Annotated in this window: 21 protein-coding genes; 15 read left to right on the top strand and 6 right to left on the bottom strand. The window is 61.7% G+C overall.

From position 1 onward, the window contains the following. The first annotated feature begins 223 nt into the window (after positions 1-223). The 3 genes from map (at position 224) to dapC (ending at position 5,016) form a co-directional block, all read left to right on the top strand. Positions 224-1,006 (top strand): type I methionyl aminopeptidase, encoded by a 783-nt coding sequence (gene map, locus HX839_RS08240; RefSeq protein WP_003219332.1) that lies wholly within the window; start codon positions 224-226, stop codon positions 1,004-1,006. A gap of 61 nt (positions 1,007-1,067) precedes the next feature. After that, positions 1,068-3,770 (top strand): [protein-PII] uridylyltransferase, encoded by a 2,703-nt coding sequence (locus HX839_RS08235; protein WP_003219334.1) that lies wholly within the window; start codon positions 1,068-1,070, stop codon positions 3,768-3,770. Between the two features lie 46 nt (positions 3,771-3,816). Then, complete coding sequence (dapC, locus tag HX839_RS08230; protein WP_102368226.1) at positions 3,817-5,016, top strand: succinyldiaminopimelate transaminase; 1,200 nt, start codon at positions 3,817-3,819, stop codon at positions 5,014-5,016. A 120-nt stretch (positions 5,017-5,136) separates the two neighbouring features. Here dapC and HX839_RS08225 read toward each other — a convergent pair whose 3' ends face one another. After that, a complete protein-coding gene (locus HX839_RS08225) occupies positions 5,137-6,780 on the bottom strand; it encodes a Na+/H+ antiporter (RefSeq protein ID WP_003219338.1) in 1,644 nt (547 codons plus the stop codon). A 213-nt stretch (positions 6,781-6,993) separates the two neighbouring features. On the opposite strand from HX839_RS08225, the gene HX839_RS08220 reads away from it, so the two are divergent. From HX839_RS08220 to HX839_RS08205, 4 genes are all read left to right on the top strand, one after another. Next, on the top strand, positions 6,994-7,356 hold the full coding sequence (locus HX839_RS08220; RefSeq protein ID WP_177066941.1) for an ArsC family reductase: 363 nt from the start codon (positions 6,994-6,996) through the stop codon (positions 7,354-7,356). A gap of 33 nt (positions 7,357-7,389) precedes the next feature. Further along, positions 7,390-8,424 carry a 2,3,4,5-tetrahydropyridine-2,6-dicarboxylate N-succinyltransferase gene (dapD, locus tag HX839_RS08215; RefSeq protein WP_003219342.1) on the top strand — a complete coding sequence of 345 codons (1,035 nt, stop codon included), beginning with the start codon at positions 7,390-7,392 and terminating at the stop codon, positions 8,422-8,424. A gap of 69 nt (positions 8,425-8,493) precedes the next feature. Then, on the top strand, positions 8,494-9,699 hold the full coding sequence (locus HX839_RS08210) for an aminotransferase class V-fold PLP-dependent enzyme (RefSeq protein WP_177066940.1): 1,206 nt from the start codon (positions 8,494-8,496) through the stop codon (positions 9,697-9,699). After that, positions 9,696-10,109: a SufE family protein gene (locus tag HX839_RS08205; protein ID WP_003219344.1), complete on the top strand. Its 414-nt coding sequence runs from the start codon at positions 9,696-9,698 to the stop codon at positions 10,107-10,109. The genes HX839_RS08210 and HX839_RS08205 overlap by 4 nt, the downstream gene beginning before the upstream one ends. Before the next feature lie 102 nt (positions 10,110-10,211). Here the strand turns inward: HX839_RS08205 and tcdA are convergent, their stop codons facing one another. Next, complete coding sequence (tcdA, locus tag HX839_RS08200; RefSeq protein WP_167665521.1) at positions 10,212-11,036, bottom strand: tRNA cyclic N6-threonylcarbamoyladenosine(37) synthase TcdA; 825 nt, start codon at positions 11,034-11,036, stop codon at positions 10,212-10,214. A gap of 219 nt (positions 11,037-11,255) precedes the next feature. Here tcdA and HX839_RS08195 point away from each other — a divergent pair, with 219 nt between their 5' ends. From HX839_RS08195 to HX839_RS08180, 4 genes are all read left to right on the top strand, one after another. After that, positions 11,256-13,847, top strand: a complete 2,592-nt coding sequence (locus HX839_RS08195; RefSeq protein WP_003219347.1) for a glycosyltransferase — start codon at positions 11,256-11,258, stop codon at positions 13,845-13,847. 236 nt (positions 13,848-14,083) lie between these two features. Continuing rightward, positions 14,084-15,235 carry a succinyl-diaminopimelate desuccinylase gene (dapE, locus tag HX839_RS08190; RefSeq protein ID WP_008430488.1) on the top strand — a complete coding sequence of 384 codons (1,152 nt, stop codon included), beginning with the start codon at positions 14,084-14,086 and terminating at the stop codon, positions 15,233-15,235. Next, positions 15,235-16,044 (top strand): putative RNA methyltransferase, encoded by an 810-nt coding sequence (locus tag HX839_RS08185; RefSeq protein WP_177066939.1) that lies wholly within the window; start codon positions 15,235-15,237, stop codon positions 16,042-16,044. Before dapE ends, HX839_RS08185 begins: the two co-directional genes overlap by 1 nt. Before the next feature lie 77 nt (positions 16,045-16,121). Continuing rightward, positions 16,122-16,499, top strand: a complete 378-nt coding sequence (locus tag HX839_RS08180; protein ID WP_008430491.1) for a hypothetical protein — start codon at positions 16,122-16,124, stop codon at positions 16,497-16,499. Between the two features lie 122 nt (positions 16,500-16,621). On the opposite strand, the gene HX839_RS08175 is transcribed toward HX839_RS08180, so the two are convergent. After that, positions 16,622-16,831: a cold-shock protein gene (locus HX839_RS08175; protein WP_003219353.1), complete on the bottom strand. Its 210-nt coding sequence runs from the start codon at positions 16,829-16,831 to the stop codon at positions 16,622-16,624. A gap of 195 nt (positions 16,832-17,026) precedes the next feature. Between HX839_RS08175 and plsB the strand changes: the two genes are divergently transcribed. From plsB to HX839_RS08160, 3 genes are read left to right on the top strand one after another with little or no spacing between them, the layout of a single operon-like run. Beyond that, positions 17,027-19,531: a glycerol-3-phosphate 1-O-acyltransferase PlsB gene (gene plsB, locus HX839_RS08170; protein WP_003219354.1), complete on the top strand. Its 2,505-nt coding sequence runs from the start codon at positions 17,027-17,029 to the stop codon at positions 19,529-19,531. 51 nt (positions 19,532-19,582) lie between these two features. After that, positions 19,583-19,984, top strand: coding sequence for a YbaY family lipoprotein (locus HX839_RS08165; RefSeq protein WP_003219355.1), 402 nt, complete (start codon positions 19,583-19,585; stop codon positions 19,982-19,984). A 28-nt stretch (positions 19,985-20,012) separates the two neighbouring features. Beyond that, complete coding sequence (locus HX839_RS08160) at positions 20,013-20,702, top strand: DUF4197 domain-containing protein (RefSeq protein ID WP_003219356.1); 690 nt, start codon at positions 20,013-20,015, stop codon at positions 20,700-20,702. 47 nt (positions 20,703-20,749) lie between these two features. On the opposite strand, the gene HX839_RS08155 is transcribed toward HX839_RS08160, so the two are convergent. From HX839_RS08155 to HX839_RS08145, 3 genes are all read right to left on the bottom strand, one after another. Then, entirely contained in the window at positions 20,750-20,941 is a 192-nt protein-coding gene (locus tag HX839_RS08155; protein WP_008430499.1) for a hypothetical protein, read from the bottom strand. A gap of 542 nt (positions 20,942-21,483) precedes the next feature. Next, the gene (locus HX839_RS08150) at positions 21,484-24,549 is read right to left on the bottom strand and encodes an efflux RND transporter permease subunit (protein WP_134325827.1); all 3,066 of its coding nucleotides are present in this window, start codon (positions 24,547-24,549) and stop codon (positions 21,484-21,486) included. 6 nt (positions 24,550-24,555) lie between these two features. Next, entirely contained in the window at positions 24,556-25,656 is a 1,101-nt protein-coding gene (locus HX839_RS08145; RefSeq protein WP_003219359.1) for an efflux RND transporter periplasmic adaptor subunit, read from the bottom strand. A gap of 92 nt (positions 25,657-25,748) precedes the next feature. On the opposite strand from HX839_RS08145, the gene HX839_RS08140 reads away from it, so the two are divergent. Then, entirely contained in the window at positions 25,749-26,387 is a 639-nt protein-coding gene (locus HX839_RS08140) for a TetR/AcrR family transcriptional regulator (RefSeq protein WP_087694933.1), read from the top strand. Positions 26,388-26,438 lie beyond the last annotated feature (51 nt).

Genomic DNA, 26,438 nt, shown 5'->3' with positions numbered 1-26,438 from the left:
ACGAAACCCGCAATCACATTTGCCGTCAGTCGCTTTTGCCTAAGCCTTTGAATAGAGCCAGAATGCCCCCATCCTTATAGACAGAAGCGATCGCCAGACGCTCATGGTTTCACCCTTGCGTCTGCTAGAATCGCGTTTTTTGGGCTTGTGCGAATTCTGCAACCTTTTGTCGCACACCCGTAAACCGTATTGATTTCAGCGCGTCGCGCTAGAGAGAGCCTGTATGACCGTAACCCTCAAAACCGCCGAAGATATCGCTGGCATGCGTGTTGCCGGCAAACTGGCTGCCGACGTCCTGGAAATGATTGCCGAACACGTCAAGCCCGGCGTCACCACCGAAGCGCTGGACCGCATTTGCCACGACTATATCGTCGACGTGCAAAAGGCCATCCCTGCGCCGCTGAACTACAAGGGTTTCCCCAAGTCGATCTGCACCTCGATCAACCACGTGGTGTGCCACGGAATTCCCGGCGACAAGCCGCTGAAGGACGGCGACACCCTGAACATCGACGTCACCGTCATCAAGGACGGCTACCACGGCGACACCAGCCGCATGTTCCACGTCGGCACCGTGCCGGTCTGGGCCGAGCGCCTGTCGCAAGTCACCCAGGAATGCATGTACAAGGCCATCGAGATCGTCAAGCCTGGCTGCCGCCTGGGCGACATCGGTGAAATCATCCAGAAGCACGCTGAAAAGAACGGCTTCTCGGTGGTGCGCGAGTTCTGCGGCCACGGCATCGGCAAGGTGTTCCACGAAGAGCCACAGATCCTGCACTACGGCCGCGCCGGCACCGGCATGGAGCTCAAGGCAGGCATGACCTTCACCATCGAGCCGATGATCAACCAGGGCAAGGCCGACACCAAGGTGCTGGGCGACGGCTGGACCGCCATCACCAAGGACCGCAAGCTCTCGGCGCAGTGGGAACACACCCTGCTGGTGACCGACACCGGCTACGAGATCTTCACCCTGCGTGCCGACGACACGATTCCCCGCGTTTCGGCGTAATGTTTGCACCGGTTTTCTAATAGCGACGCTGTGACCCATAGATAGAAAGGAAAACCGATCGATGCCCCAGGTGGATCCCGAACTCTTCGACCGTGGCCAGTTCCAGGCGGAACTGGCACTGAAGGCCAGCCCCATCGCAGCCTTCAAGAAGGCCATTCGTCAGGCCCGCGAGGTGCTCGACGGGCGCTTTCGTACCGGCCGCGATATCCGCCGGCTGATCGAGGACCGCGCCTGGTTCGTCGACAACATCCTGCAAAAGGCCTGGGAACAGTTCAGCTGGAGTGAAGACGCCGATATCGCCCTGGTGGCGGTCGGCGGCTACGGTCGTGGCGAACTGCACCCCTACTCCGACATCGACCTGCTGATCTTGCTGGACAGCGCCGATCACGAGATCTTTCGCGACTCCATCGAGCGTTTTCTGACGCTGTTGTGGGACATCGGCCTGGAAGTCGGCCAAAGCGTACGCTCGGTGGACGAGTGTGCCCAGGAAGCCCGCGCCGACCTGACGGTGATCACCAACCTGATGGAAAGCCGCACCATCGCCGGCCCCGAGCGCCTGCGCCAGCGCATGCTGGAAGTCACCAGCACCGCGCACATGTGGCCAAGCAAGGACTTCTTCCTGGCCAAGCGTGCCGAGCAGAAAGCCCGGCACCACAAGTACAACGACACCGAATACAACCTGGAACCCAACGTCAAAGGCTCCCCGGGCGGGCTGCGGGATATCCAGACGATTTTGTGGGTCGCCCGTCGCCAGTACGGCACCCTGAACCTGCGCGCCCTGGCCGGGGAAGGCTTCCTGGTGGAGAGCGAAAACGCCCTGCTGGCCTCCTCCCAGGAATTCCTCTGGAAAGTGCGCTACGCGCTGCACATGCTGGCCGGGCGCTCCGAAGACCGCCTGCTGTTCGACCACCAGCGCTCCATCGCCACCCTGCTGGGGTTTGAAGGCGAAGACGCGAAGACCAGCATCGAAAGTTTCATGCAGCAGTACTACCGCGTGGTGATGAGCATTGCCCAGCTCAGCGACCTGATCATCCAGCACTTCGAAGAAGTGATCCTGGCCCCGGAAGACGAAGCACCGCCGCAGCCGATCAACGCGCGCTTCCAGCTCCACGATGGCTATATCGAGGCACGCAACGACAACGTGTTCAAACGCACGCCGTTCGCCATGCTGGAAATCTTCGTGTTGATGGCCCAGCAGCCGGAAATCAAGGGCGTACGCGCCGACACCATTCGCCTGCTGCGGGAAAACCGTCACCTGATCGACGACGATTTCCGCCACGACATCCGCAATACCAGCCTGTTTATCGAGCTGTTCAAGTGCAAGATCGGCATCCACCGCAACCTGCGTCGCATGAACCGCTACGGGATCCTGGGGCGCTACCTGCCGGAGTTCGGTTTTATCGTCGGGCAGATGCAGCACGACCTGTTCCACATCTACACGGTGGACGCCCACACCCTGAACCTGATCAAGCACCTGCGTAAGTTGCAGTACACCCAGGTGTCAGAGAAATTCCCGCTGGCCAGCAAGCTCATGGCGCGTCTGCCCAAGCCGGAATTGATCTACCTCGCCGGCCTGTACCACGACATCGGCAAGGGCCGGCATGGCGATCACTCGGAAATTGGCGCAGTGGACGCCGAAGCGTTCTGCCAGCGTCACCAGTTGCCGCTGTGGGACAGCCGCCTGATCGTGTGGCTGGTGCAGAACCACCTGGTGATGTCCACCACCGCCCAGCGCAAGGACTTGTCCGACCCGCAGGTGATCCACGATTTTGCCCAGGCCGTCGGCGATGAAACCCGCCTCGACTACCTGTACGTGCTCACCGTGTCCGACATCAACGCCACCAACCCGACGCTGTGGAACTCCTGGCGCGCCAGCCTGTTGCGCCAGCTCTACACCGAGACCAAGCGCGCGCTGCGTCGCGGCCTCGAGAACCCGGTGGACCGCGAAGAACAGATCCGCCGCACCCAAAGCGCGGCCCTGGATATTCTGGTGCGTGGCGGCAATGACCCGGACGACGTCGAGCAACTCTGGTCGCAACTGGGAGACGACTACTTCCTGCGCCACACCGCCGGCGACGTGGCCTGGCACAGCGACGCGATCCTGCAGCAGCCGGCCGATGGCGGCCCACTGGTGCTGATCAAGGAAACCACCCAGCGCGAGTTCGAGGGTGGCACCCAGATCTTCATCTACGCGCCCGACCAGCACGACTTCTTCGCCGTGACCGTGGCGGCGATGGACCAGCTCAACCTGAACATTCACGACGCCCGGGTCATCACCTCCAGCAGCCAGTTCACCCTCGACACCTACATCGTGCTAGACACAGAAGGCGAGTCCATCGGCGACAACCCGGAGCGGGTGAAAAAGATCCGCAAAGGCCTCACCGACGCGCTGCGCAATCCTGACGACTACCCGACCATCATCCAGCGTCGGGTGCCGCGCCAGCTCAAGCACTTTGCTTTTGCCCCCGAGGTGACCATCCACAACGACGCCCAGCGCCCGGTGACGGTGCTGGAACTCAGCGCGCCGGACCGCCCGGGCCTGCTGGCACGGATCGGCACGATCTTCCTGGAGTTCGACCTGTCGTTGCAGAACGCCAAGATTGCGACCCTGGGCGAGCGGGTGGAAGACGTGTTCTTCATTACCGATGCCGACAACCAGCCGCTTTCCGACCCTGAACTGTGCCGACGCTTGCAGGAAGCCATCGTCCAGCAGTTGAGCGTCAATCAGGAGACCGGCGTCGAGATGTCACGCTTGAGCATCTGACCGACCGCCCATTTTCAGCTTCCAATGAATTGAACGAGATTTATCGATGAACAACGCCCTGAACCAGCTGCAGCCCTACCCGTTCGAGAAATTGCGCGTCCTGCTGGGCAGCGTCACGCCGAACCCGGACAAACGCCCCATCGCCCTGTCCATCGGTGAGCCGAAGCACAAATCCCCGCAGTTTGTTGCCGAGGCGCTGGCCAACAACCTGGACCAGATGGCGGTGTACCCCACCACCCTGGGCATTCCCGCCCTGCGCGAAGCCATTGGCGCCTGGTGTGAACGCCGTTTCAGCGTGCCCAAGGGCTGGCTTGACCCGGCGCGCAACATCCTGCCGGTGAACGGCACCCGTGAAGCGCTGTTCGCCTTCACCCAGACCGTGGTCAACCGCGGCGACGACGCGCTGGTGGTCAGCCCGAACCCGTTCTACCAGATCTACGAAGGGGCTGCGTTCCTCGCCGGGGCCAAGCCGCATTACCTGCCGTGCCTGGATGAAAACGGCTTCAACCCGGATTTCGACGCGGTATCGCCGGACATCTGGAAACGCTGCCAGATCCTGTTCCTGTGCTCGCCAGGCAACCCCACCGGTGCACTGATTCCCGTCGACACCCTGAAAAAGCTGATCGCCCTGGCCGACGAATACGACTTCGTGATCGCCGCCGACGAGTGCTACAGCGAGCTGTACTTCGACGAACAAACCCCGCCGCCAGGCCTGCTCAGCGCCTGCGTGGAACTGGGCCGCCAGGACTTCAAGCGTTGCGTGGTGTTCCACAGCCTGTCCAAGCGCTCCAACCTGCCGGGCCTGCGTTCGGGCTTTGTGGCCGGCGACGCCGATATCCTCAAGGGCTTCCTGCTGTACCGCACCTACCACGGTTGCGCGATGCCGGTGCAAACCCAACTGGCGAGCATTGCTGCCTGGCAGGACGAAGCCCACGTGCAGGCCAACCGTGATCTGTACCGGGAAAAGTTCGATGCGGTGCTGACGATCCTGAAGCCGGTGCTGGACGTGCAAAACCCGGACGGCGGCTTCTACCTGTGGCCGAACGTGAAGGGCGACGATGCGGCGTTCTGCCGGGACTTGTTCGTGGAAGAACACGTGACCGTGGTACCGGGCTCGTACCTGTCGCGGGAAGTGGACGGGGTCAACCCGGGCGCCGGGCGTGTGCGCCTGGCGCTGGTCGCGCCGCTGGCGGAGTGCGTGGAAGCGGCGACGCGGATTCGCGACTTTATTACCCGCAATAAATAACTGCGCTGAATGTGGCGAGGGAGCTTGCTCCCGCTGGAGTGCGCAGCGCTCCCGCTTTTTTGGGGCCGCTACGCAGCCCAGCGGGAGCAAGCTCCCTCGCCACAAGCAAGCACCGCGGTGTTATTTGATATGACCCAGATTCGCCTCGCTCATATCCAGATCCGCCAACACCTCCCGTAGCACATCATCACCAATCTGATGGTGACGGCTCAGGCTATACAGTTCCAGACGCTGCGCCCGCAGGGCCTTGAGCCGCAACTTGCGCTCCAGTTGATCCATCTGCAACGCCAGCGCCTGGGCTTCGGCCGAATCGTTGAACACTTCCAGTTGATGACGATACTCCGACATCAACCGCGCCTTGAGCTCGGTGGCCAAGGCTGCCTGGGCGGCATCCTGGGGTGCAGCTTCAGCGGGTTCTTCGGCTTCCAGGGCATGGATAGCAGCCACGGCGGTCTTCTTCCAGGCCTCGCGCACTTCATTGTGGCGTTTCTCATCCGGGCTCTTCTCGATGCCGCGCAACAGCAGCGGCAAAGCGATGCAGGCCGCGACCAACGACAGCAGGATCACACCGGCGGCGATGAAGATCAGCAGGTCGCGCTCGGGAAAATCCTGCCCCGGCGCAAGCAGTAACGGTACCGACATCACACCCGCCAGGGTCACGGCACCGCGTACGCCACCGACGGTCAGCAACCAGCAGGACCGCGCGGTGGGCACCAGCGTCAGCTCACTTTTCCCACGAATCCGGCGCAATAAACCCGACAGTCGCCAGATGCTTTGCACCCAGATAAACCGCAACACCACCAGCACCAGGAAAATCGCGATCACGTCCAGGCAGCGATACAACAAGGTCGGCCACAGCGTCGGCTCGTGACTGACCACCGCCTTGATGATGTCAGGCAGTTGCAGGCCCAGCAGCAGGAAGATCAAGCCGTTGAACGCAAACTCCAGCAGCGACCAGACGCTGCGGTTGAGCAACCGGGTGCTGGTCTGGCGCGGCAGCAGGTCGAGCCAGCTTTGCATCATGCCCGCAGCCACCGCCGACAGGATGCCCGAGGCGCCAAGGCGTTCGGCCAGCACGTAGGCGGCGAATGGCAGCAACAACATGAACACCACGTGCGTCGCCGGGTCGTCCCAGCCCCGGGCGATCATCCAGGCACGCAGGCGGCCGACCAGCCAGCTCAACGCCACACCGACCGCCAGCCCACCCACGGCCACCAGCACAAAGGTGAGGCTCGCATCCGCCAGCGAGAACACGCCGGTCAGCGCCGCCGCCAGGGCGAACTTGAAGGTCACCAGGCCCGAGGCATCATTCATCAACGCCTCGCCCTGGAGCATGTGCATCAGTGGCGTCGGCAACCGATTCTGGGAAATGGCCGACACCGCCACGGCATCCGTCGGCGACAACACGGCCGCCAGGGCGAAGGCCACCGGCAGGGGAATACTCGGCAACAACCAGTGAATGAAGTAACCGGCCCCCACCACCGTAAACAGCACCAACCCCACCGCCAGCGTCAGGATCGGCCCGCGCAGGCGCCACAATTCACGCTTGGGCATGCGCCAGCCATCAGAGAACAGCAGCGGCGGCAGAAACAGGAAAAGAAACAACTCAGGGTCCAGGGCGACATGCAGCCCCAGGGTCGGCCAGGCCAGCAACGCACCGGCGGCGATCTGCACGAGTGGTAACGGCAGTGGGATCACACGCCCGACAAGGCGCGAAACGCTGACCAGCATCAGCAGGATAAGTACGGTGTAGGCGGTTTGCATAACGCGGGATTCCCAGACAATCAACTTGCAACAACACACATCAGGCAACAACTCGCCGTTGAAGTGCCATATTAGCCGCCTATGCTGCGCGATGGCCTTTGCACAAAAGTCGCACACGAGCAAAACGTAAGTGTGACGAGCGGCGCCGAAAGCCGCTGGCCATGGCATAATCCGTGACCTTTAATCTGCGTGAGCCCAAAGGGGGGCAATTCCTTGACCGCTTCAAGCAAAACGTTGCACCTTTTCGGCATCAAAGCCTGCGACACCATGAAAAAGGCGCGCACCTGGCTCGATGAGCACGCTATCCAGTATGAGTTTCATGACTACAAGACGGCCGGTATCGACGGCGAACACTTGACCCAATGGTGCAATGAGCACGGTTGGCAGGTGGTTTTGAACCGTGCGGGCACCACCTTTCGCAAACTCGAAGACGAACGCAAAGCCGATCTCGACCAAGCGAAAGCCATTGAATTGATGCTCGCGCAACCCTCGATGATCAAGCGCCCGGTGCTTGATCTCGGTGACAAAACCCTGATTGGCTTCAAGCCAGATAGCTATTCGGCGGCCCTCAAGTAGGCCAGCCCACTCCATTTTTGTAGAGGTAACAGCATGTCCAATTCCCTGTTCAGCCTGGGCTTCGGCGTCGGCACTCAGAACCGCCAAGGTGCTTGGCTGGAAGTGTTTTACGCACAACCGCTGCTCAATCCATCGGCTGAAATCATCGCGGCCATCGCGCCGATCCTCGGTTACACCGAAGGCAACCAGGCGATCACTTTCACCGTCACCCAGGCCCTGCAACTGGCTGACGCGCTCAAGGGCGTCGACGCTGCCCAAGCCGCCCTGTTGAGCCGCCTGGCTGAAAGCCACACGCCGCTGGTCGCCACCCTGCTGGCCGAAGACGCCGCACTGACCTCCACGCCTGAGGCCTACCTCAAGCTGCACCTGCTGTCCCATCGCCTGGTCAAGCCTCACGGCCTGAGCCTGGCCGGTGTGTTCCCGCAGTTGCCGAACGTGGCCTGGACCAGCCAGGGCGCAATCGACATCAATGAGCTGGCCGAGCGTCAACTGGAAGCGCGCCTGCGTGGCGACCTGCTGGAAGTGTTCTCGGTGGACAAGTTCCCGAAGATGACCGACTACGTGGTGCCGAGCGGCGTGCGTATCGCTGATGCCGCGCGCATCCGCCTGGGCGCCTACGTAGGCGAAGGCACCACCGTGATGCACGAAGGTTTCGTCAACTTCAACGCCGGTACCGAAGGCCCGGGCATGATCGAAGGCCGCGTGTCGGCTGGCGTGTTCGTCGGCAAGGGTTCGGACCTGGGCGGCGGTTGCTCCACCATGGGCACCCTGTCGGGTGGCGGCAACATCGTGATCAAGGTCGGCGAAGGCTGCCTGATCGGCGCCAACGCCGGTATCGGTATCCCGTTGGGCGACCGCAACACCGTGGAGTCGGGCCTGTACGTGACCGCCGGCACCAAGGTTGCGCTGCTGGACGAGCAGAACCAACTGGTCAAGGTGGTCAAGGCCCGCGAGCTGGCCGGCCAACCGGACCTGCTGTTCCGCCGCAACTCCGAGACCGGTGCCGTGGAGTGCAAAACCCACAAATCGGCCATCGAACTGAACGCAGCGCTGCACGCTCACAACTAAGCAGCGACTCGATGCCACTAACGGCCCGCGCCTGACCGGTGCGGGCCGTTTATACGAGTCTTGATCACCATGCTTGTGCCCTCTCCCTGGCGCGCCGATTTTCCGGCCATCGCCACCCTGCAACGGCAAGACCAGACCTATCTGGACAACGCCGCCACCACGCAAAAACCTCAAGCCCTGCTGGACGCCATCAGCCATTACTACGCCAATGGCGCAGCCAATGTGCACCGTGCACAGCACTTGCCGGGCGCCCATGCGACCCAGGCTTTCGAGGACAGTCGCAGCAAGGTGGCACAGTGGCTGAACGTCGGTGACGACGGGCAAATCATCTTCACCCACGGCGCGACATCGGCGCTGAACCTCCTGGCTTATGGCCTTGAGCACCTATTCAACCCGGGCGACGAGATTGTCATCAGCGCCCTGGAGCACCACGCCAACCTGCTGCCGTGGCAGCAACTGGCCAAGCGTCGCGGGCTGGCGCTGGTGGTACTGCCGCTTGACGCTGGCGGTTTGATCGACCTGCAAGCCGCCGCCCAACTGATCGGCCCGCGTACCCGCCTGCTGGCGGTGAGCCAACTGTCCAACGTACTCGGCGCCTGGCAGCCGTTGCCGCAATTGCTGGCACTGGCCAAGGCCCACGACGCCCTGACGGTGGTCGATGGCGCCCAGGGCATCGTGCATGGTCGCCATGATATGCAGGCCCTGGGCTGCGACTTCTACGTGTTTTCCAGCCATAAACTCTACGGGCCGGACGGCGTCGGCGTGCTGTATGGCCGCACCGAAGCCCTGCATCACCTACGCCACTGGCAGTTTGGGGGCGAGATGGTGCAGCAGGCTGATTATCAAAGCGCCAGTTTCCGCCCGGCGCCCCTCGGCTTCGAAGCCGGGACTCCGCCGATCGCCAGCGTGATCGGCCTGGGGGCAACCCTGGATTACCTGAGTTCCCTGGACCAGCAGGCGGTGACGGCTCACGAAGCCGCCCTGCACGACTACCTGTTGCGTGGCTTGCAAGCGCGCAATGGCGTGCGCTTGCTGGGGTCGCCGCACGTCGCCCTGGCCAGCTTCGTGGTGGAAGGCGTGCACAACGCCGACCTCGCCCACTTGCTGACCGAACAAGGGATTGCGGTGCGCGCCGGCCATCATTGTGCGATGCCGCTGCTCAAACAGATGGGATTGTCGGGGGCGATTCGGGTGTCACTGGCGCTGTACAACGACTCCGATGACCTGGAGCGCTTTTTTGAAGCGCTGGATCAAGCCCTGGATATGTTGCGATGAGCTTGCCGACTGAGGCCGTTGTCGCGCTGGAAGCGTTCCAGGCGGTCGGCAGTTGGGAGCAACGAGCCCGCCTGCTGATGCAATGGGGCGAGCGGCTGCCCGCCTTGCCGGACGAAGACAAGGTAGACGTCAACCTGGTGCAGGGCTGTGAAAGCCTGGTGTGGCTGGTGGGGCGCTTGCAGGATGGGCATTGGCAGTTTGCCGCCAGCAGCGATGCACGGCTGATACGCGGGCTGGTGGCGTTGTTGCTGGCGCGGGTCAACGGTGTGTCTGCCGCCGAACTGCAAGCCGTCGACTTGCCCGGCTGGTTTGAGCAACTGGGCCTGTCGCGGCAGTTATCGCCGTCGCGCAGCAATGGGTTGAATGCCGTGCTTCAGCGGATGCGGGAGTTGAGCCTTATACAAAACTAAATGTGGGAGCGGGCTTGCTCGCGAAGGCGGTGTATCAGTCGACCTGTCTGGTGACTGACACTCCGCCTTCGCGAGCAAGCCCGCTCCCACATTTTGATCTTTTCAGGGTGCAGAGATCGGTGTTGCCTGAACTCTGTCAGCAGGCCGGCGCACCCCGGCCACTATCTTGTCCACCGCCTTGGTCGCCGCCACCATGCCGAAGGTTGCAGTCACCATCATCACCGCGCCAAACCCGCCGGCGCAGTCCAGCTTCACGCCATCCCCGACAAAACTCTTCTGCAAACAGATGCTGCCGTCCGGCTTCGGGTAACGCAGCTGTTCGGTGGAGAACACGCAGGGCACGCTGTAATGGCGGGTCACAGTGCGGGAGAAGCCATAATCGCGACGCAACGTGGAGCGCACCTTCGACGCCAGCGGGTCATTGAACGTACGGTTCAAGTCACACACCTGAATCAACGTCGGATCAATCTGTCCGCCCGCGCCGCCGGTGGTGATGATCTGGATCTTGCGCCGCTTGCACCAGGCAATCAGTGCGGCCTTGGCGTTCACACTGTCGATGCAGTCGATCACGCAATCGATATTGGGCGTGATGTACTCGGCCATCGTCTCGCGAGTCACGAAGTCCGCCACCGCGTGCACGGTGCAATCCGGGTTGATGCCTTTCAGGCGCTCGGCCATGACCTCGACCTTGGCCTTGCCCACCGTGCTGTCCAGCGCATGCAACTGACGGTTGCTGTTGCTGACGCATACATCATCGAGGTCAAACAGCGAAATCTCGCCCACGCCGCAGCGGGCGATGGCTTCCGCCGCCCACGAACCCACCCCGCCCACGCCGACGATGGCCACATGGGCCGCCTTCAGGCGCTCCAGGCCTTCAATGCCATACAAGCGGGCGACGCCGGCAAACCGTGGATCTTCTGTACTCATGACCATTACCCCAAAAACCGGCGCGCATTATAGGGCTACACAGCGACAAGTTTTAAACTACAAGCTACAAGTAAGAGAACTTACGACGAGTTGCACTGCCCAATGTCCGGTTTTTCCCGGCTTGCTGTACGGTCGGTGAAAGGCCAGTGTAGGATGCGCGCCGTTCGGCGCAGGCCGACACCTCTTTTCGTTCCACACCCTTTGGAACCCGAAATAGCCATGTCATCGCGTAAATTTGGACTCAACCTGGTGGTGGTGCTGGCAATTGCCGCGCTGTTCACCGGCTTCTGGGCGCTGATCAACCGCCCGGTCAATGCCCCTAACTGGCCCGAGCAGATCTCCGGTTTTTCGTACTCGCCGTTCCAGCAAGGCCAGTACCCACAGAAAGACCAGTATCCGACCGACGATCAAATGCGTCAGGACCTTGCGATCATGAGCAAGCTGACGGACAACATCCGTACCTACTCGGTCGACGGCACCCTGGGGGATATCCCCAAGCTGGCGGAAGAATTCGGCCTGCGGGTGACCCTGGGGATCTGGATCAGTCCGGACCTTGAGCGCAACGAGCGCGAGATCCAGCGCGCCATCGAAATCGCCAACAGCTCCCGCAGCGTAGTGCGGGTAGTGGTGGGCAACGAGGCGCTGTTCCGCGAGGAAATCACTCCGGAAGCGCTGATCGTGCTGCTGGATCGGGTACGGGCCGCCGTCAAGGTGCCCGTGACCACCTCCGAGCAATGGCACATCTGGGAACACAACCCGCAACTGGCCAAGCACGTCGACCTGATCGCCGCGCACATCCTGCCGTACTGGGAACATATCCCGGTGGACAAGGCCGGCCAGTTCGTCCTCGATCGCGCACGGGACCTGAAGAAGACCTTCCCGAAAAAGCCGCTGTTGCTGTCGGAGGTTGGCTGGCCGAGCAACGGCCGGATGCGTGGCGGTGCTGACGCCTCCCCCGCCGACCAGGCGATTTACCTGCGCACGCTGGTTAACACGCTGAACCGCCAGGGCTACAACTACTTCGTGATCGAAGCGTTTGACCAGCCATGGAAAGCCAGCGACGAAGGCTCTGTAGGCGCCTATTGGGGCGTGTTCAACGCCGCACGCCAGCAGAAATTCAACTTTGATGGCCCGGTGGTCGCGATTCCGCAATGGCGAGTGCTGGCGATCGGCTCGGTGGTGCTTGCGCTGCTGTCCCTGACCCTGCTGATGATCGACGGCTCGGCCCTGCGCCAGCGCGGCCGTACGTTCCTGACCTTTATCGCGTTCCTGTGCGGGTCGGTATTGGTGTGGATCGGTTATGACTACAGCCAGCAATACAGCACCTGGTTCAGCTTGACGGTGGGCTTCCTGCTGGCACTCGGCGCCCTGGGCGTATTTATCGTGTTGCTGACCGAAGCCCATGAGCTGGCCGAAGCAGTCTGGACCCACAAACGCCGGCGTGAATTCCTGCCGGTTGAAGGGGATTCGGACTACCGCCCGAAAGTCTCGATCCACGTGCCGTGCTACAACGAGCCGCCGGAGATGGTCAAACAGACCCTCGACGCCCTGGCCGCCCTCGATTATCCGGACTACGAAGTCCTGATCATCGACAACAACACCAAGGACCCGGCCGTGTGGGAGCCGGTGCGCGACTACTGCGAAACCCTCGGCCCGCGCTTCAAGTTCTTCCACGTCTCGCCCCTGGCCGGTTTCAAGGGCGGCGCACTGAACTACCTGATCCCGCACACCGCCAAGGATGCCGAAGTGATCGCGGTGATCGACTCCGATTACTGCGTGTCGCCAAACTGGCTCAAGCACATGGTGCCGCACTTCGCCGACCCGAAAATCGCCGTGGTGCAGTCGCCACAGGATTATCGTGACCAGAACGAAAGCACCTTCAAGAAGCTCTGCTACGCGGAATACAAAGGCTTCTTCCATATCGGCATGGTCACCCGCAACGACCGTGACGCGATCATCCAGCACGGCACCATGACCATGACCCGTCGCTCGGTGCTGGAAGAGCTGGGCTGGGCCGACTGGTGCATCTGTGAGGATGCCGAGCTGGGCCTGCGGGTCTTCGAGAAGGGCCTGTCGGCGGCGTACTACCACGACAGCTACGGCAAGGGCCTGATGCCCGATACCTTTATCGACTTCAAGAAACAGCGTTTCCGCTGGGCCTACGGCGCGATCCAGATCATCAAGCGCCACACTGCGAGCCTCTTGCGCGGCAAGGACACCGAGCTGACCCGTGGCCAGCGCTACCACTTCCTCGCGGGGTGGTTGCCGTGGGTGGCCGACGGCATGAACATCTTCTTCACCGTGGGCGCCTTGTTGTGGTCGGCGGCGATGATTATCGTGCCGACGCGGGTTGACCCGCCGCTGCTGATTTTCGCGATCCCGCCACTGGCGTTGTTCGTGTTCAAGGTCGGCAAGATCATCTTCCTCTACCGTCGTGCGGTGGGTGTGAACCTGAAAGATGCGTTCTGCGCGGCACTGGCCGGGCTGGCGTTGTCGCACACCATCGCCAAGGCGGTGCTGTACGGGTTCTTCACCACCAGCATTCCGTTCTTCCGTACACCGAAGAACGCCGATAACCACGGTTTCTGGGTGGCGATTTCCGAAGCCCGGGAAGAGATGTTCATCATGCTGCTGTTGTGGGGTGCGGCACTGGGGATTTACCTGGTGCAGGGCCTGCCGAGCAATGACATGCGCTTCTGGGTGGTGATGTTGCTGGTGCAGTCGCTGCCGTATGTGGCGGCGCTGATCATGGCGTTCCTGTCGTCGCTGCCGAAACCGGCACCGAAGCAAGAGCCCGTGGCCGCTGCTTAAAATCCTGCGCAATGCACTAAACGGCGGCCTCTGGCCGCCGTTTTGCTATAAGATAACGGCCATTTTGTGAGACTTGGCCCAGGCCATTGCTTTGTGTGGGAGCGGGCTTGCTCGCGAATGCGCCGGGTCAGTTCATACATTGTTGACTGACACTCCGTATTCGCGAGCAAGCCCGCTCCCACACAAGCCCCCTCCCACATAAGCCTTGCGCCCTGACATGCTTCTGGAGTTTTTACATGACGGCCCACGCCGACCTTTCGCCGACCCTCCAACTCGCTATCGACCTGATCCGCCGCCCGTCGGTGACGCCGGTCGACGCCGATTGCCAGAAGCTGATGATGCAGCGCCTGGGCGACGCCGGTTTTGCGCTTGAGCCGATGCGCATCGAGGATGTGGATAACTTCTGGGCCACCCACGGCAAACACGAAGGCCCGGTATTGTGCTTCGCCGGCCACACCGACGTGGTGCCGACCGGCCCGGTCAAGGCCTGGCAGAACGACCCGTTCGACGCGCTGATCGATGAAAACGGCATGCTCTGCGGCCGTGGCGCAGCCGACATGAAAGGCAGCCTGGCGGCGATGCTGGTCGCTTCCGAGCGATTTGTGACCGACTACCCGGACCACAAGGGTTCGGTCGCATTCCTGATCACGAGTGACGAAGAAGGCCCGGCGCACCACGGCACCAAGGCCGTGATCGAACGCCTGGCAGCCCGCAAGGAGCGCCTGGACTGGTGCATCGTCGGCGAACCGTCGAGCACCACCCTGGTGGGCGACGTGGTCAAGAACGGCCGTCGCGGCTCCCTCGGCGCCACCCTGACCGTGCGCGGCGTGCAAGGCCATGTGGCCTACCCGCACCTGGCGAAGAACCCGATCCACCTGGCGGCTCCGGCCCTGGCCGAACTGGCCGCCGAGCACTGGGACGATGGCAACACCTTCTTCCCGCCTACCAGCTTCCAGATTTCCAACCTCAACTCCGGCACCGGCGCCACCAACGTGATCCCGGGCGACCTGACGGCGGTGTTCAACTTCCGCTTCTCCACCGAGTCCACCGTCGAAGGCCTGCAGCAGCGGGTCGCGGCGATTCTCGACAAGCATGGCCTGGACTGGCATGTGGAGTGGGCGCTGTCGGGCCTGCCGTTCCTCACCGAACCGGGCGCGTTGCTCGATGCGGTCTCCGCCAGCATCAAGGCCGTCACCGGTCGCGAGACCCAGGCGTCCACCAGCGGCGGCACCTCCGATGGGCGCTTCATCGCGACCCTCGGCACTCAGGTGGTGGAGCTGGGCCCGGTCAACGCGACGATCCATCAGGTCAACGAGCGCATCCTCGCCAGCGACCTCGATGTGCTGACCGAAATCTACTACCAGACCCTTATCAAGTTGCTCGCCTGATGCTCGCTTGCCCCATTTGCAGCGCACCGCTCCATGAAGTGGACAACGGCGTAGCCTGCCCGGCCGGGCACCGTTTCGACCGGGCGCGCCAGGGTTACCTGAACCTGTTGCCGGTGCAGCACAAGAACAGCCGTGACCCAGGCGACAACCTGGCGATGGTGGAAGCGCGCCGCGACTTCCTCAACGCCGGGCATTACGCCCCGGTGGCCAGGCGCCTGGCCGAACTGGCCGCTGAACGCAAACCCCAGCGCTGGCTGGATATCGGCTGTGGCGAGGGTTACTACACCGCACAGATCGCCGACGCCCTGCTGCGCGCCGATGGTTATGCCCTGGATATTTCCAGGGAAGCGGTCAAGCGCGCCTGCAGGCGCAACCCCACGGTGACCTGGTTGATCGCCAGCATGGCCCGGGTGCCGTTGGCCGATGCCAGTTGCCAGTTCCTGGCCAGCGTGTTCAGCCCACTGGACTGGCTGGAGGCCAAGCGCCTGCTCAGCCCGGGCGGCGGCTTGATGAAAGTCGGCCCGACCCGCGGCCACCTGATGGAGCTGCGTGAGCGTTTGTACGACGAAGTGCGCGAGTACACCGACGACAAGCACCTGGCGCTGGTGCCGCAGGGCATGAGCCTGCAACACAGCGAAACCCTGGAGTTCAAGCTCAGCCTGGCCGATCCCAAGGATCGCGCCAACCTGCTGGCGATGACGCCCCACGGCTGGCGCGCGAGTGCCGAACGCCGGGCCCGGGTGATCGAAGCCGCCGAACCGCTGCTGGTCACTGTGTCGATGCGCTACGACTATTTCGTGCTTCAATAACCCATTATTTTTGTGGGCCTCGGGGCCCACACCGAATCCGCGAATGGATTTTCAAAATCCCGCAACGAGGAACATCCATGCGCCAACCTGATATCGAGATTTACCTCAAGGACGCCGACGTCGACCACAAGGCCATCGCCGCCTGGTTGGGCGCCGCCCTGGGCCCGTGCACCGACTGGGTCCAGCGCGGCCAGACCTACAAGTGCAAAGCCGGCAGCGTACCGGTCACCTGGCTGCCGAAAGCCGTAGGCAAATGGAACAGCCTGTACCTGGAAAGCGACCAGACCCCGTGGGAAGACGACATCGCCTGCGCCCGCGCAGCCTTTGCCGCGCTGAACGTCGAAGTGCGTTGCGCGCCGGGCAGCTGGGTAGAGGAAGAAGGTGAAGAAAGCGCGGATACCTGGATTCGTATCAGCGCAGACGGTGAAGAGCAGATCACCTGGAAAACAACCTGAGGGATCGTTCCCACGCTCTGCGTGGGAATGCAACCTGTGACGCTCCGCGTCACGATTAAAAGCAGACGCGGAGCGTCCAAAGAAGCATTCCCACGCAGAGCGTGGGAACGATCACGCCAAGGTTACAGGCCCACCACATCCTCAGCCTGCAAGCCCTTCTCTCCCGTCACCACGGCGTATTCCACCTGCTGGCCTTCAGCCAATGAACGATGCCCTTCACCGCGAATGGCGCGATAGTGCACAAACACATCCTTGCCATCTTCCCGCTGGATAAAGCCATAGCCCTTGGCGTCGTTGAACCACTTCACATTGCCGGTTTCGCGCGTTGCCATCTGTTTTGCTCCCACATGCTTTTTATAAGTACGTTTATTGTTGAGTCGTCGCAGTTGAACTGCCGAGTATAAGACAGGCTCAAAAAGCTTCAACTCAAGATTACTTCGCCGCTTTTTGCCGATTTTCGGCTAATACTGCACACTAGCGCCCCGAGCACCTGCCCGGTTTTTTTCCCCACTCAAAGCAGAAGCCGTATGACCCGTTCTCCCTTTCGCCGTCTGGTATTTGGCACCTTGCGCCGGCTGTTGTACCTCTGGGTTCGCTCAGAGACGATCAACCAGTCGTCCCTTACCTTGAACCTCGACCGCAGTCGTCCGGTGTTTTACGTCCTGCAATCTCCATCCCTCACCGAATTGGCGGTGGTTGATACCGAATGTACCAAGGCCGGCCTGCCGCGCCCGGTGCTGCCGGTGTCAGTCGGCCCGCTGATGGAGCCGGCGGCCTTCTTCTACCTGACGCCCGACCCCGACTGGCTGGGGCGCCAGGACAAGCGTGGCGCCCCACCCACCCTGACCCGCCTGGTGGATGTGCTCACCGAACACGCCGAAGAGAATGCACAGATCATTCCAGTCAGCGTGTTCTGGGGCCAGTCGCCCGACAGCGAGTCCAGCCCCTGGAAACTGCTGTTCGCCGACAGCTGGGCCGTCACCGGCCGCCTGCGCCGGCTGCTGAGCATCCTGATCCTGGGCCGCAAGACCCGGGTGCAATTCTCCGCGCCCATCAACCTGCGTGAGTTGATCGAGCACAATAAAGGCCACGAACGCACCGTGCGCATGGCCCAACGCATCCTGCGGGTGCACTTTCGTAACCTGAAAACCGCCGTGATCGGCCCCGACCTGTCCCACCGGCGCAACCTGGTGAAGGGCCTGGTGAACATGCCACTGGTACGCCAGGCGATCCTCGACGAGGCCGAACGCGAGAAAATCACCCCCGAGAAAGCCAAGGCCCAGGCCCTGCGCTATGGCAACGAGATCGCCTCGGACTACACCTACACCGCCATCCGTTTCCTCGAAGTGGTGCTGAGCTGGTTCTGGAACAAGATCTACGACGGCATCAAGGTCAACAACATCGAAGGTGTGCAAAAGGTCGCCCAGGGCTACGAGGTGATCTATGTACCGTGCCATCGCAGCCATATCGACTACCTGCTGCTCTCCTATCTCCTGTTCAAGAATGGCTTGACCCCGCCGCACATCGCCGCCGGGATCAACCTGAACATGCCGGTGATCGGCAGCCTGTTGCGCCGTGGCGGGGCGTTTTTCATGCGCCGTACTTTCAAGGGCAACCCGCTGTACACCTCGGTGTTCAACGAATACCTGCACACCTTGTTCACCAAGGGTTTCCCGGTGGAATACTTCGTCGAAGGCGGACGCTCGCGCACCGGGCGCATGCTGCAACCGAAGACCGGGATGCTGGCGATCACCCTGCGCAGCTTCCTGCGTTCCTCGCGCATGCCCATCGTGTTCGTGCCGGTGTACATCGGCTATGAGCGGGTGCTGGAAGGCCGCACTTACCTGGGCGAACTGCGCGGTGCGAGCAAGAAGAAAGAGTCGATTTTCGATATTTTCAAAGTGGTCGGCGCCCTCAAGCAGCGCTTTGGCCAGGTCGCCGTGAACTTCGGCGAACCGATCAAGCTGGCTGAATTCCTCGACAGCGAGCAGCCCGACTGGCGCTCCCAGGAGCTGGGCCCGAACTACAAGCCGGCGTGGCTCAACGAAACCACCAACCGCCTCGGCGAACGGGTGGCGCAACACCTGAACGAAGCGGCGGCGATCAATCCGGTGAACCTGGTGGCCCTCGCGCTGCTGTCCACCACCCGCCTGGCCCTGGACGAACAGGCGATGGCGCGCCAGCTGGATCTGTACCTGGCACTGCTGCGCAAGGTGCCCTACTCGCCCCACACCACCCTGCCGGAAGGCGACGGCCTAGCGCTGATCAAGCACGTCAAGGACATGCACCTGCTGTCGGAACAGAGCGATGCACTGGGCAAGATCCTCTACCTGGACGAGCAGAACGCCGTCCTGATGACCTACTACCGCAACAACGTGCTACACATCTTCGCCCTGCCGGCGCTGCTGGCAAGTTTCTTCCAGAGCAGCTCGCGGATGAGCCGCGAACAGATCCTGCGCTATACCCGTGCGCTCTACCCGTACCTGCAATCGGAGCTGTTTATCCGCTGGTCCCTGGACGAACTGGACGCTGTGGTCGACCAGTGGCTGGACGCCTTCGTCGAACAAGGCCTGCTGCGTTTTGAAAACGACGTGTACCTGCGCCCGGCGCCGAGCTCACGGCAGTTTGTGCTGTTGACCCTGCTGTCCAAGAGCATCGCCCAGACCCTGCAACGCTTCTACATGGCGATCTCGCTGCTGCTCAACAGCGGCCAGAACAGCATCAGCGCCGAAGAGCTGGAAGACCTGTGCACGGTCATGGCCCAGCGCCTGTCGATCCTGCACGGCCTGAATGCCCCGGAGTTCTTCGACAAGAGCCTTTTCCGACATTTTATCCAGACCCTGCTGGAGCAAGATGTGCTGCGTCGCGACGAGGCCGGCAAACTGAGCTATCACCCGCTGCTGGGTGAGCTGGCCGAAGGTGCAGCCAAACGCGTATTGCCCGCGGAGATTCGCCTGTCGATTCGCCAGGTCGCACTGCATCGCAGCGAAGAGGCGCCAGACCAGCCTGTGGTACCCGAAGAAACACACTAGAGTGACCGAGGCGCCAGGGTGTTTCTGGCGCCGTTGACAAGGAGCTGCACCATGAAAAAAATCATCCTCCTGGGCCTGACCGCCCTGCTGGGAGCCTGCCAGACCATGAGCCCCGCGCCCAAAGCCAGCCTCGATGGCGAAGTCTTCTACCTGCAACGCATCGCCCTGCCGCCCGCCGCCACCTTGAGTGTGACCCTGCAGGATGTGTCCTTGATGGATGCCCCGGCCGTGACCCTGGCCGAGCAGAAAGGCCCGGTGAAAGGCCAGGTGCCGCTGCCCTTTCACCTGAGCTACGACCCGACCCAGGTCAAGCCTGGCCACAGTTACTCGGTAAGCGCTCGCATCGAACTGGAGGGCAAGCTACTGTTTATCACCACCGAACGGCACTCCGTGCAGTTGAACGGCCAGGACCCACAACCGCTGCGCCTGCGCGTGGATGCGGTTGCACACTGATTAAAATATCGAACATAAGGAAGCGCCCATGCTCCGTAACTCCCTTCGCCTCACTGCCCTGTGCGCCGGCTTGCTGCTCGGTGCCAACGCCATGGCCTTGTCCCTCGGCAGCCTGTCCCAGGGCGACGCCACCGGCGGCCTCAAGGATGCACTGACCCAAGGCGCACAGATTGCCGTGAAACAACTGGGTGTGCCCGGTGGTTTCAGCAACAACCCCGAAGTGAAGATCGGCCTGCCGGGCAAGTTGGGCAAAGTCGCTGACAAGTTGAAAATGTTCGGCATGGGTGACCAGGTCACGCAACTTGAAACCAGCATGAACAAGGCGGCCGAGTCTGCTGTCACCCAGGCCCAGCCGATCCTGGTAAACGCGGTGAAAAACATGAGCGTGACCGATGCCAAGGGCATCCTCACCGGCGGCCAGGACTCGGCCACCCAGTACCTGAACAAAAGCAGCCGTGACGAGATCCGGGCCAAGTTCCTGCCGATCGTCAAGGCCGCTACCGACAAGGTCGGCGTGGCCCAGCAGTACAACGCGCTCGCCGGCAAGGCCGCCACCTTTGGCGCCATTGATGCCAAGAGCGCCAATGTCGAAAGCTACGTGACCGAACAGGCGCTGGACGGGCTGTTCAAGATGATCGCCCAGCAGGAAGAAACCATTCGCAAGAACCCGGCGGCGGCTGCCACCAGCTTGGCCAAGAAGGTGTTCGGCGCGCTGTAGACCATACCCGGCAACTAAAAACGCCCTGAACTATTCAGGGCGTTTTTTTAATAGCGGCACTTGCAAGGCAAATCACTACCCACGGCATTGCTGTTGCTGCTGTTGGTGGTGTTGTTTTCGGTTTTGATATTAATGTTGATCTCGGGCTGGCCATTGCCATTGGACCGACCGAAATTCGGCCCTATTCCAAATACAGCCCCCAACAGGTGCAGTGGTGAAACCAGTACTGGAAAAATCATACACACTCCTCGATATCTATGGTCAAAAGCCCCCTCTGAGTGGCAAGGCAGCCCGAGTGGTTCCCGGGCTGCCTCGAGTCAGCGGCTATCGATGGATCGGAAAGAGTGCCGATGACCTCTGGTAGGGTTGGTGGGCCTCATGCACCGGCGCCTGGTGATACGGCTTGGGCCGCGCAGGCAGGACAGGCCCCGTTGGTCGGGAGTGATGGCCGTGGTTGAAACCGGGCCGTCCATGGCCGGGCTTGTGCGGTCGCGCCGTATCAGCTTCTTTATTGGAACCAGGCAACAGATTGCCCAGCAGTGACCCCAGGAAAGCACCTTTGAAAGCTGCCAGGGCAGACAAAATAAACATATGACACTCCATGAACTCATTGTTGTTCATCGGGACCGCAGGCTTGCGGCCCCGACAACGACGTCTGTCAATCAGACAATTCTGAGTGGAGCACCACGGGCAAACGTTCCGTCGCCCAGGGTCGCAGTTTGCGTCTATGTGTGAATGACCAGAGGCATTTCCTTACAGGACACCCCTGCCACTCGCAGCCTTACACCGCCTCCTTGCGGACCCGAAACCACGCCGCATACAGCGCGGGCAGGAACAACAGCGTCAATGCCGTCGCAACAATCAAGCCGCCCATGATCGCCACGGCCATCGGCCCGAAGAACACGCTGCGGGACAGCGGGATCATCGCCAGTACGGCCGCCAGCGCCGTCAGCACAATCGGCCGGAAGCGCCGCACGGTCGCCTCGATAATCGCCTGCCAGGGAGCCAGGCCGGCCTTGATGTCCTGCTCGATCTGGTCGACCAGAATCACCGAGTTACGCATGATCATTCCCGACAGCGCGATGGTCCCCAGCATCGCCACGAACCCAAAGGGCTGGCGGAACACCAGCAGGAACAGTGTCACCCCGATCAGGCCCAAGGGCGCCGTGAGAAACACCATCGCGGTGCGGGAGAAGCTGCGCAATTGCAGCATCAGCAAGGTCAGCACCACCACGATAAACAGCGGCACACCGGCCTTGACCGAGTTCTGCCCACGGGCGGAATCCTCGACCGTGCCGCCAACTTCCAGCAGGTAGCCGTCCGGCAGTTCAGCACGCACGCCTTCGAGGGTCGGCAGGATCTGCTGCACCAGGGTGGCCGGTTGTTCCTTGCCGTAGATATCGGCGCGAACGGTCACGGTCGGCAGGCGATTACGGTGCCAGATGATGCCTTCCTCAAAGCCGTATTCCAGGGTCGCGATCTGCGACAGCGCCACGCTCTTGCCGTTGTCGGTCGGCACCGCCAGGCTTGGCAGCAGCGACAGCTCGGTGCGCTCATGCACCGTGCCGCGCAGCAGGATTTCGATCAACTCGTTGTCCTCGCGGTACTGGCTGACGCTGGAGCCCGTGAGGGAACTCTGGAGGAATTTCGACAGGTTGGCGGTGCTCACGCCGAGGGCTCGGGCGCGGTCCTGGTCAACGTTGAGGTAGACGATCTTGCTCGGTTCTTCCCAGTCCAGGTGCACGTTGACCACGTGGGTATTTTCGCGAACCTTGGCCGCCACTTTCCGCGCCAGGGCCCGGACTTCTTCGATGTGCTCGCCCGTTACCCGGAACTGCACGGGGTAGCCAACCGGCGGGCCGTTTTCAAGCCGCGTAACCCGCGAACGCAGGTCCGGGAATTGTTCGTTGAGGGTTTCGATCAGCCAGGTGCGCAAGCTTTCGCGCTCCTCGATGGTCTTGGCCAACACCACAAACTGGGCAAAGCTGGCGGCCGGCAGTTGCTGGTCCAGCGGCAGGTAGAAACGTGGCGAACCGGTACCGACATAGGCCACATAATTTTCAATACCTGCATGTTCCTTGAGCAAGGCTTCAAGGCGTTTGACCTGGTCAGCCGTATTGCTCAGGGACGCGCCTTCAGCCAGTTTCAGGTCGACCATCAGTTCCAGTCGCCCGGAAGCCGGGAAGAACTGCTGGGGCACAAAGCGGAACAGCGCCACCGAGCCGATAAACAGCAGCAAGGTCAGGACGATCACCGTCTTGCGCCGACGCACGCACCATTCCACCAGGCGTCTTACGCGCTGATAGAAGGGTGTGCCGTAGGGATCCGGCCCGTCGGTGCCATGCTTGGCCGCATGAATCTTCGCCAGGTCCGGCAGGAGTTTTTCCCCCAGGTACGGCACGAACATCACTGCGGCGACCCACGAGGCCAGCAGCGCAATGGTCACCACCTGGAAGATCGAGCGGGTGTATTCACCGGTGCTCGATTGCGCCGTGGCAATCGGCAGGAAACCTGCGGCCGTGATCAGGGTGCCGGTGAGCATCGGGAAGGCTGTGCTGGTCCAGGCGAAACTGGCGGCCTTGAGCCGGTCGTACCCCTGCTCCATTTTGATCGCCATCATTTCCACGGCGATGATCGCATCGTCCACCAGCAAGCCCAGCGCCAGCACCAGCGCGCCGAGGGAGATTTTGTGCAGGCCGATGCCGAGGTAATACATGGTGGCAAACGTCATGGCCAACACCAGCGGAATCGCCAGGGCGACCACCATGCCGGTGCGCACGCCCAGAGAGAAAAAGCTCACCAGCAACACAATCGCCAGGGCCTCGGCGAGCACCTGGACGAATTCGCCGACACTGGTTTTTACCGCTGCCGGCTGGTCCGACACCTTGCGCAGTTCCATACCGGCAGGAAGGTTCTTCTGCAGGCGTGCGAATTCGCCTTCCAGGGCCTTGCCCAGCACCAGGATGTCGCCACCATCACGCATGGCCACGGCCAGCCCGATGGCGTCGGCGCCCATGTAGCGCATGCGCGGTGCCGGTGGATCGTTGAAGCCACGATGAATCTCGGCCACGTCACCGATACGGAACGTACGATCACCGACGCGGATCGGGAAGTCGCGAATCTCCTTAACGGTCTTGAAGTTGCCGGACACCCTTAACTGCACGCGCTCGCTCGGGGTTTCAAAGAAGCCGGCGGTGGACACCGCGTTCTGCTCCTGCAACGCCTGCTGCACGGCCGCCAGCGGCAGGCCGAGGGTGGCGAGCTTGAGGTTGGACAGCTCGATCCAGATCTTCTCGTCCTGCAAGCCCAGCAGTTCGACCTTGCCGACATCCGGCACCCGTTGCAGCTGAATCTGGATGCGGTCGGCGTAGTCCTTGAGCACGGCGTAGTCAAAGCCATCGCCGGTCAGGGCGTAGATATTGCCGAAGGTGGTACCGAATTCATCGTTGAAAAACGGGCCCTGGATATCCGGTGGCAGGGTCTGGCGAATATCGCTGATTTTCTTGCGCACCTGGTACCAGAGGTCCGGGATCTCTGCGGAGTGCATCGAGTCCCGGGCCATGAAGGTGACCTGGGATTCACCGGGTCGCGAGAAGGAGACGATGCGCTCGTAGTCGCCGGTCTCCATCAATTTCTTTTCAATACGCTCGGTGACCTGGCGCGACACCTCCTGGGCCGTAGCGCCTGGCCAGTTGGTCTTGATCACCATGGCCTTGAAGGTAAACGGCGGGTCTTCGCTTTGTCCCAACTTGGTGTAGGACAAGGTGCCGACCACTGCCAGCAGGATCATCAGGAACAGTACGATCTGGCGATTACGCAACGCCCATTCGGAAAGATTGAAACCCATCGGGGACTACTCCTTGGCCGCCAGACTTACCACTCGATTGGCGCGATCCACCGGGCGCACTTGCTGGCCCTCATGGAGTACATGCACACCGGCGGCGATCACCCAATCAGTGGGGTTCAAGCCTTCCAGTACCGGCACGGTTTTCTCGCCAAAGGCGCCGATCCGCACCGGTGTGCGCTTGAGGGTATTGTCGGGCTGCACCACCCAGACGTAGGACGCGCCGTTCTCCGCGCTCAGGGCAGACAGCGGCACCGCCAGGGGAATCACCCCGTCAGCCTGGATGAAGACGCGAGCGCTCTGCCCCAGTTCCGCAGGCACTTTGCCGCCGGTAAACGCGACGCGGGCGGCGAAGGTTCGCGACTTTGGATCGGCAGCCGGCGACAGTTCGCGGATGCGGCCGTTGAAGCGTTGGTCGGGCTGGCTCCACAGTTCCACGGACACCGGCTGGCCAATCTTGAAACGCCCGAAGCTTTGCTCCGGCAGGCTGATCAACACCTCCCGCTCGCCATCGGTGGCCAGGGTGAATACGGTCTGGCCGGCCGACACCACCTGGCCGACTTCCACTGCACGCTTGGCGACCACGCCATCCTGGGGTGCGCGCAACACGGCGTAACCGGCCTGGTTATTGGCCACGTCGAATTCGGCCTTGATCTGCTTGAGGCGTGCTTCACCGGAGCGGTAGAGGTTTTCGGAGTTGTCGTACTGGGAGCGGCTGACCATCTGACGGTCCATCAGGGTCTTGTAGCGGTCACGCTCGGCGCGTACCAGGCTCAGGTTGGCGTCGGCAGCGGCGACCTGGGCGCGGGTGGCTTCCAGTTGCAGGCGTACGTCCTGAGGGTCGAGTTCGGCCAGGGGCTGGTTGGCCTTGACGCGCTCGCCCTCCTCCACCAGTCGTCGGCTGACTTTGCCGCCAATGCGAAAGGCCAGGTCGGGTTCATAGCGTGCACGCACCTCGCCCGGGTAGCTGTCGGAAGCCTGCGCCGAAGGCTCTGGCTGAACCACCATGGCCGGGCGGACGGTGGTTTGCGCCGCTTCTTCATGGCCACAGGCAGCCAACAGGAATAACAAGCTGGCAGGCAACGCGAGTGGCAGGAAATAGCTGCGCATGCTGAAGGACCTTTCGCTAATGGTGCTAGGAATAATTATACTGGCCAGTATGTTATTAATACCAAACTCACCAGTCCAGTAATAAAGTGAAAATGTCCGACAATCCTGTGAACACCAATAGCCCCGGGCGTCCCAAGGACATGGCAAAACGCCAGGCGATTCTTGATGCGGCGAAGATCCTGTTTTTGAGTAATGGATATGCCAGTACCAGCATGGATGCCGTGGCAGTGGAGGCCGGGGTGTCGAAGCTGACGGTGTACAGCCATTTCACCGACAAGGAGACGCTGTTCTCGGCAGCGGTGGTTGCCAAGTGCGAAGAGCAGTTACCGGTGATGTATTTCGAGCTGCCCGAGGGTGTGCCGGTGGAGAAGGTGCTGCTCAATATCGCCCGCGGGTTTCATGTGCTGATCAATAGCGAGGAGTCGGTGAACCTGCATCGGCTGATGATGACTTCCGGGAGTCAGGATCCGAAGTTGTCGCAGATCTTTTTCGAGGCTGGGCCGATGCGTATGTTGCAGGGGATGGAGCGGCTGCTCTGTAAGATCGACCAAAGTGGCGCATTGCGTATTGCCAAACCGTTCACCGCGGCGGAGCATTTTTTTTGCTTGCTCAAGGGGACGGCGAATTTTTGTTTGTTGTATGGGTGTGGGGGGCAACTGAGCGCTGAGGCGGCCGAGGAGCATGTGCAGGAAGTGGTTGGGTTGTTCATGCGGGCTTATCGGGCTTTTTGAACTGGGTACATATCCGTTTTTTGGGTCAGGGCCGCTTATGGTTCCGCTCTT

The sequence above is a fragment of the Pseudomonas sp. I8001 genome (genome assembly GCF_013385345.1).
Lineage (GTDB): Bacteria > Pseudomonadota > Gammaproteobacteria > Pseudomonadales > Pseudomonadaceae > Aquipseudomonas.
This window is presented reverse-complemented; position numbering and strand designations above follow the sequence as displayed.

What these genes read in the sequence shown, in the direction of transcription:
- plsB (WP_003219354.1), top strand. Translation starts at nt 17,027, where the DNA reads ATGACCCGTTCTCCCTTTCGCCGTCTGGTATTTGGCACCTTGCGCCGG.
- HX839_RS08160 (WP_003219356.1), top strand. Translation starts at nt 20,013, where the DNA reads ATGCTCCGTAACTCCCTTCGCCTCACTGCCCTGTGCGCCGGCTTGCTG.
- HX839_RS08235 (WP_003219334.1), top strand. Translation starts at nt 1,068, where the DNA reads ATGCCCCAGGTGGATCCCGAACTCTTCGACCGTGGCCAGTTCCAGGCG.
- HX839_RS08140 (WP_087694933.1), top strand. Translation starts at nt 25,749, where the DNA reads ATGTCCGACAATCCTGTGAACACCAATAGCCCCGGGCGTCCCAAGGAC.
- HX839_RS08210 (WP_177066940.1), top strand. Translation starts at nt 8,494, where the DNA reads ATGCTTGTGCCCTCTCCCTGGCGCGCCGATTTTCCGGCCATCGCCACC.
- dapC (WP_102368226.1), top strand. Translation starts at nt 3,817, where the DNA reads ATGAACAACGCCCTGAACCAGCTGCAGCCCTACCCGTTCGAGAAATTG.
- dapD (WP_003219342.1), top strand. Translation starts at nt 7,390, where the DNA reads ATGTCCAATTCCCTGTTCAGCCTGGGCTTCGGCGTCGGCACTCAGAAC.
- HX839_RS08150 (WP_134325827.1), bottom strand. Translation starts at nt 24,549, where the DNA reads ATGGGTTTCAATCTTTCCGAATGGGCGTTGCGTAATCGCCAGATCGTA.
- HX839_RS08165 (WP_003219355.1), top strand. Translation starts at nt 19,583, where the DNA reads ATGAAAAAAATCATCCTCCTGGGCCTGACCGCCCTGCTGGGAGCCTGC.
- dapE (WP_008430488.1), top strand. Translation starts at nt 14,084, where the DNA reads ATGACGGCCCACGCCGACCTTTCGCCGACCCTCCAACTCGCTATCGAC.
- HX839_RS08180 (WP_008430491.1), top strand. Translation starts at nt 16,122, where the DNA reads ATGCGCCAACCTGATATCGAGATTTACCTCAAGGACGCCGACGTCGAC.
- HX839_RS08185 (WP_177066939.1), top strand. Translation starts at nt 15,235, where the DNA reads ATGCTCGCTTGCCCCATTTGCAGCGCACCGCTCCATGAAGTGGACAAC.
- HX839_RS08155 (WP_008430499.1), bottom strand. Translation starts at nt 20,941, where the DNA reads ATGATTTTTCCAGTACTGGTTTCACCACTGCACCTGTTGGGGGCTGTA.
- HX839_RS08225 (WP_003219338.1), bottom strand. Translation starts at nt 6,780, where the DNA reads ATGCAAACCGCCTACACCGTACTTATCCTGCTGATGCTGGTCAGCGTT.
- HX839_RS08195 (WP_003219347.1), top strand. Translation starts at nt 11,256, where the DNA reads ATGTCATCGCGTAAATTTGGACTCAACCTGGTGGTGGTGCTGGCAATT.
- HX839_RS08175 (WP_003219353.1), bottom strand. Translation starts at nt 16,831, where the DNA reads ATGGCAACGCGCGAAACCGGCAATGTGAAGTGGTTCAACGACGCCAAG.
- map (WP_003219332.1), top strand. Translation starts at nt 224, where the DNA reads ATGACCGTAACCCTCAAAACCGCCGAAGATATCGCTGGCATGCGTGTT.
- tcdA (WP_167665521.1), bottom strand. Translation starts at nt 11,036, where the DNA reads ATGAGTACAGAAGATCCACGGTTTGCCGGCGTCGCCCGCTTGTATGGC.
- HX839_RS08205 (WP_003219344.1), top strand. Translation starts at nt 9,696, where the DNA reads ATGAGCTTGCCGACTGAGGCCGTTGTCGCGCTGGAAGCGTTCCAGGCG.
- HX839_RS08145 (WP_003219359.1), bottom strand. Translation starts at nt 25,656, where the DNA reads ATGCGCAGCTATTTCCTGCCACTCGCGTTGCCTGCCAGCTTGTTATTC.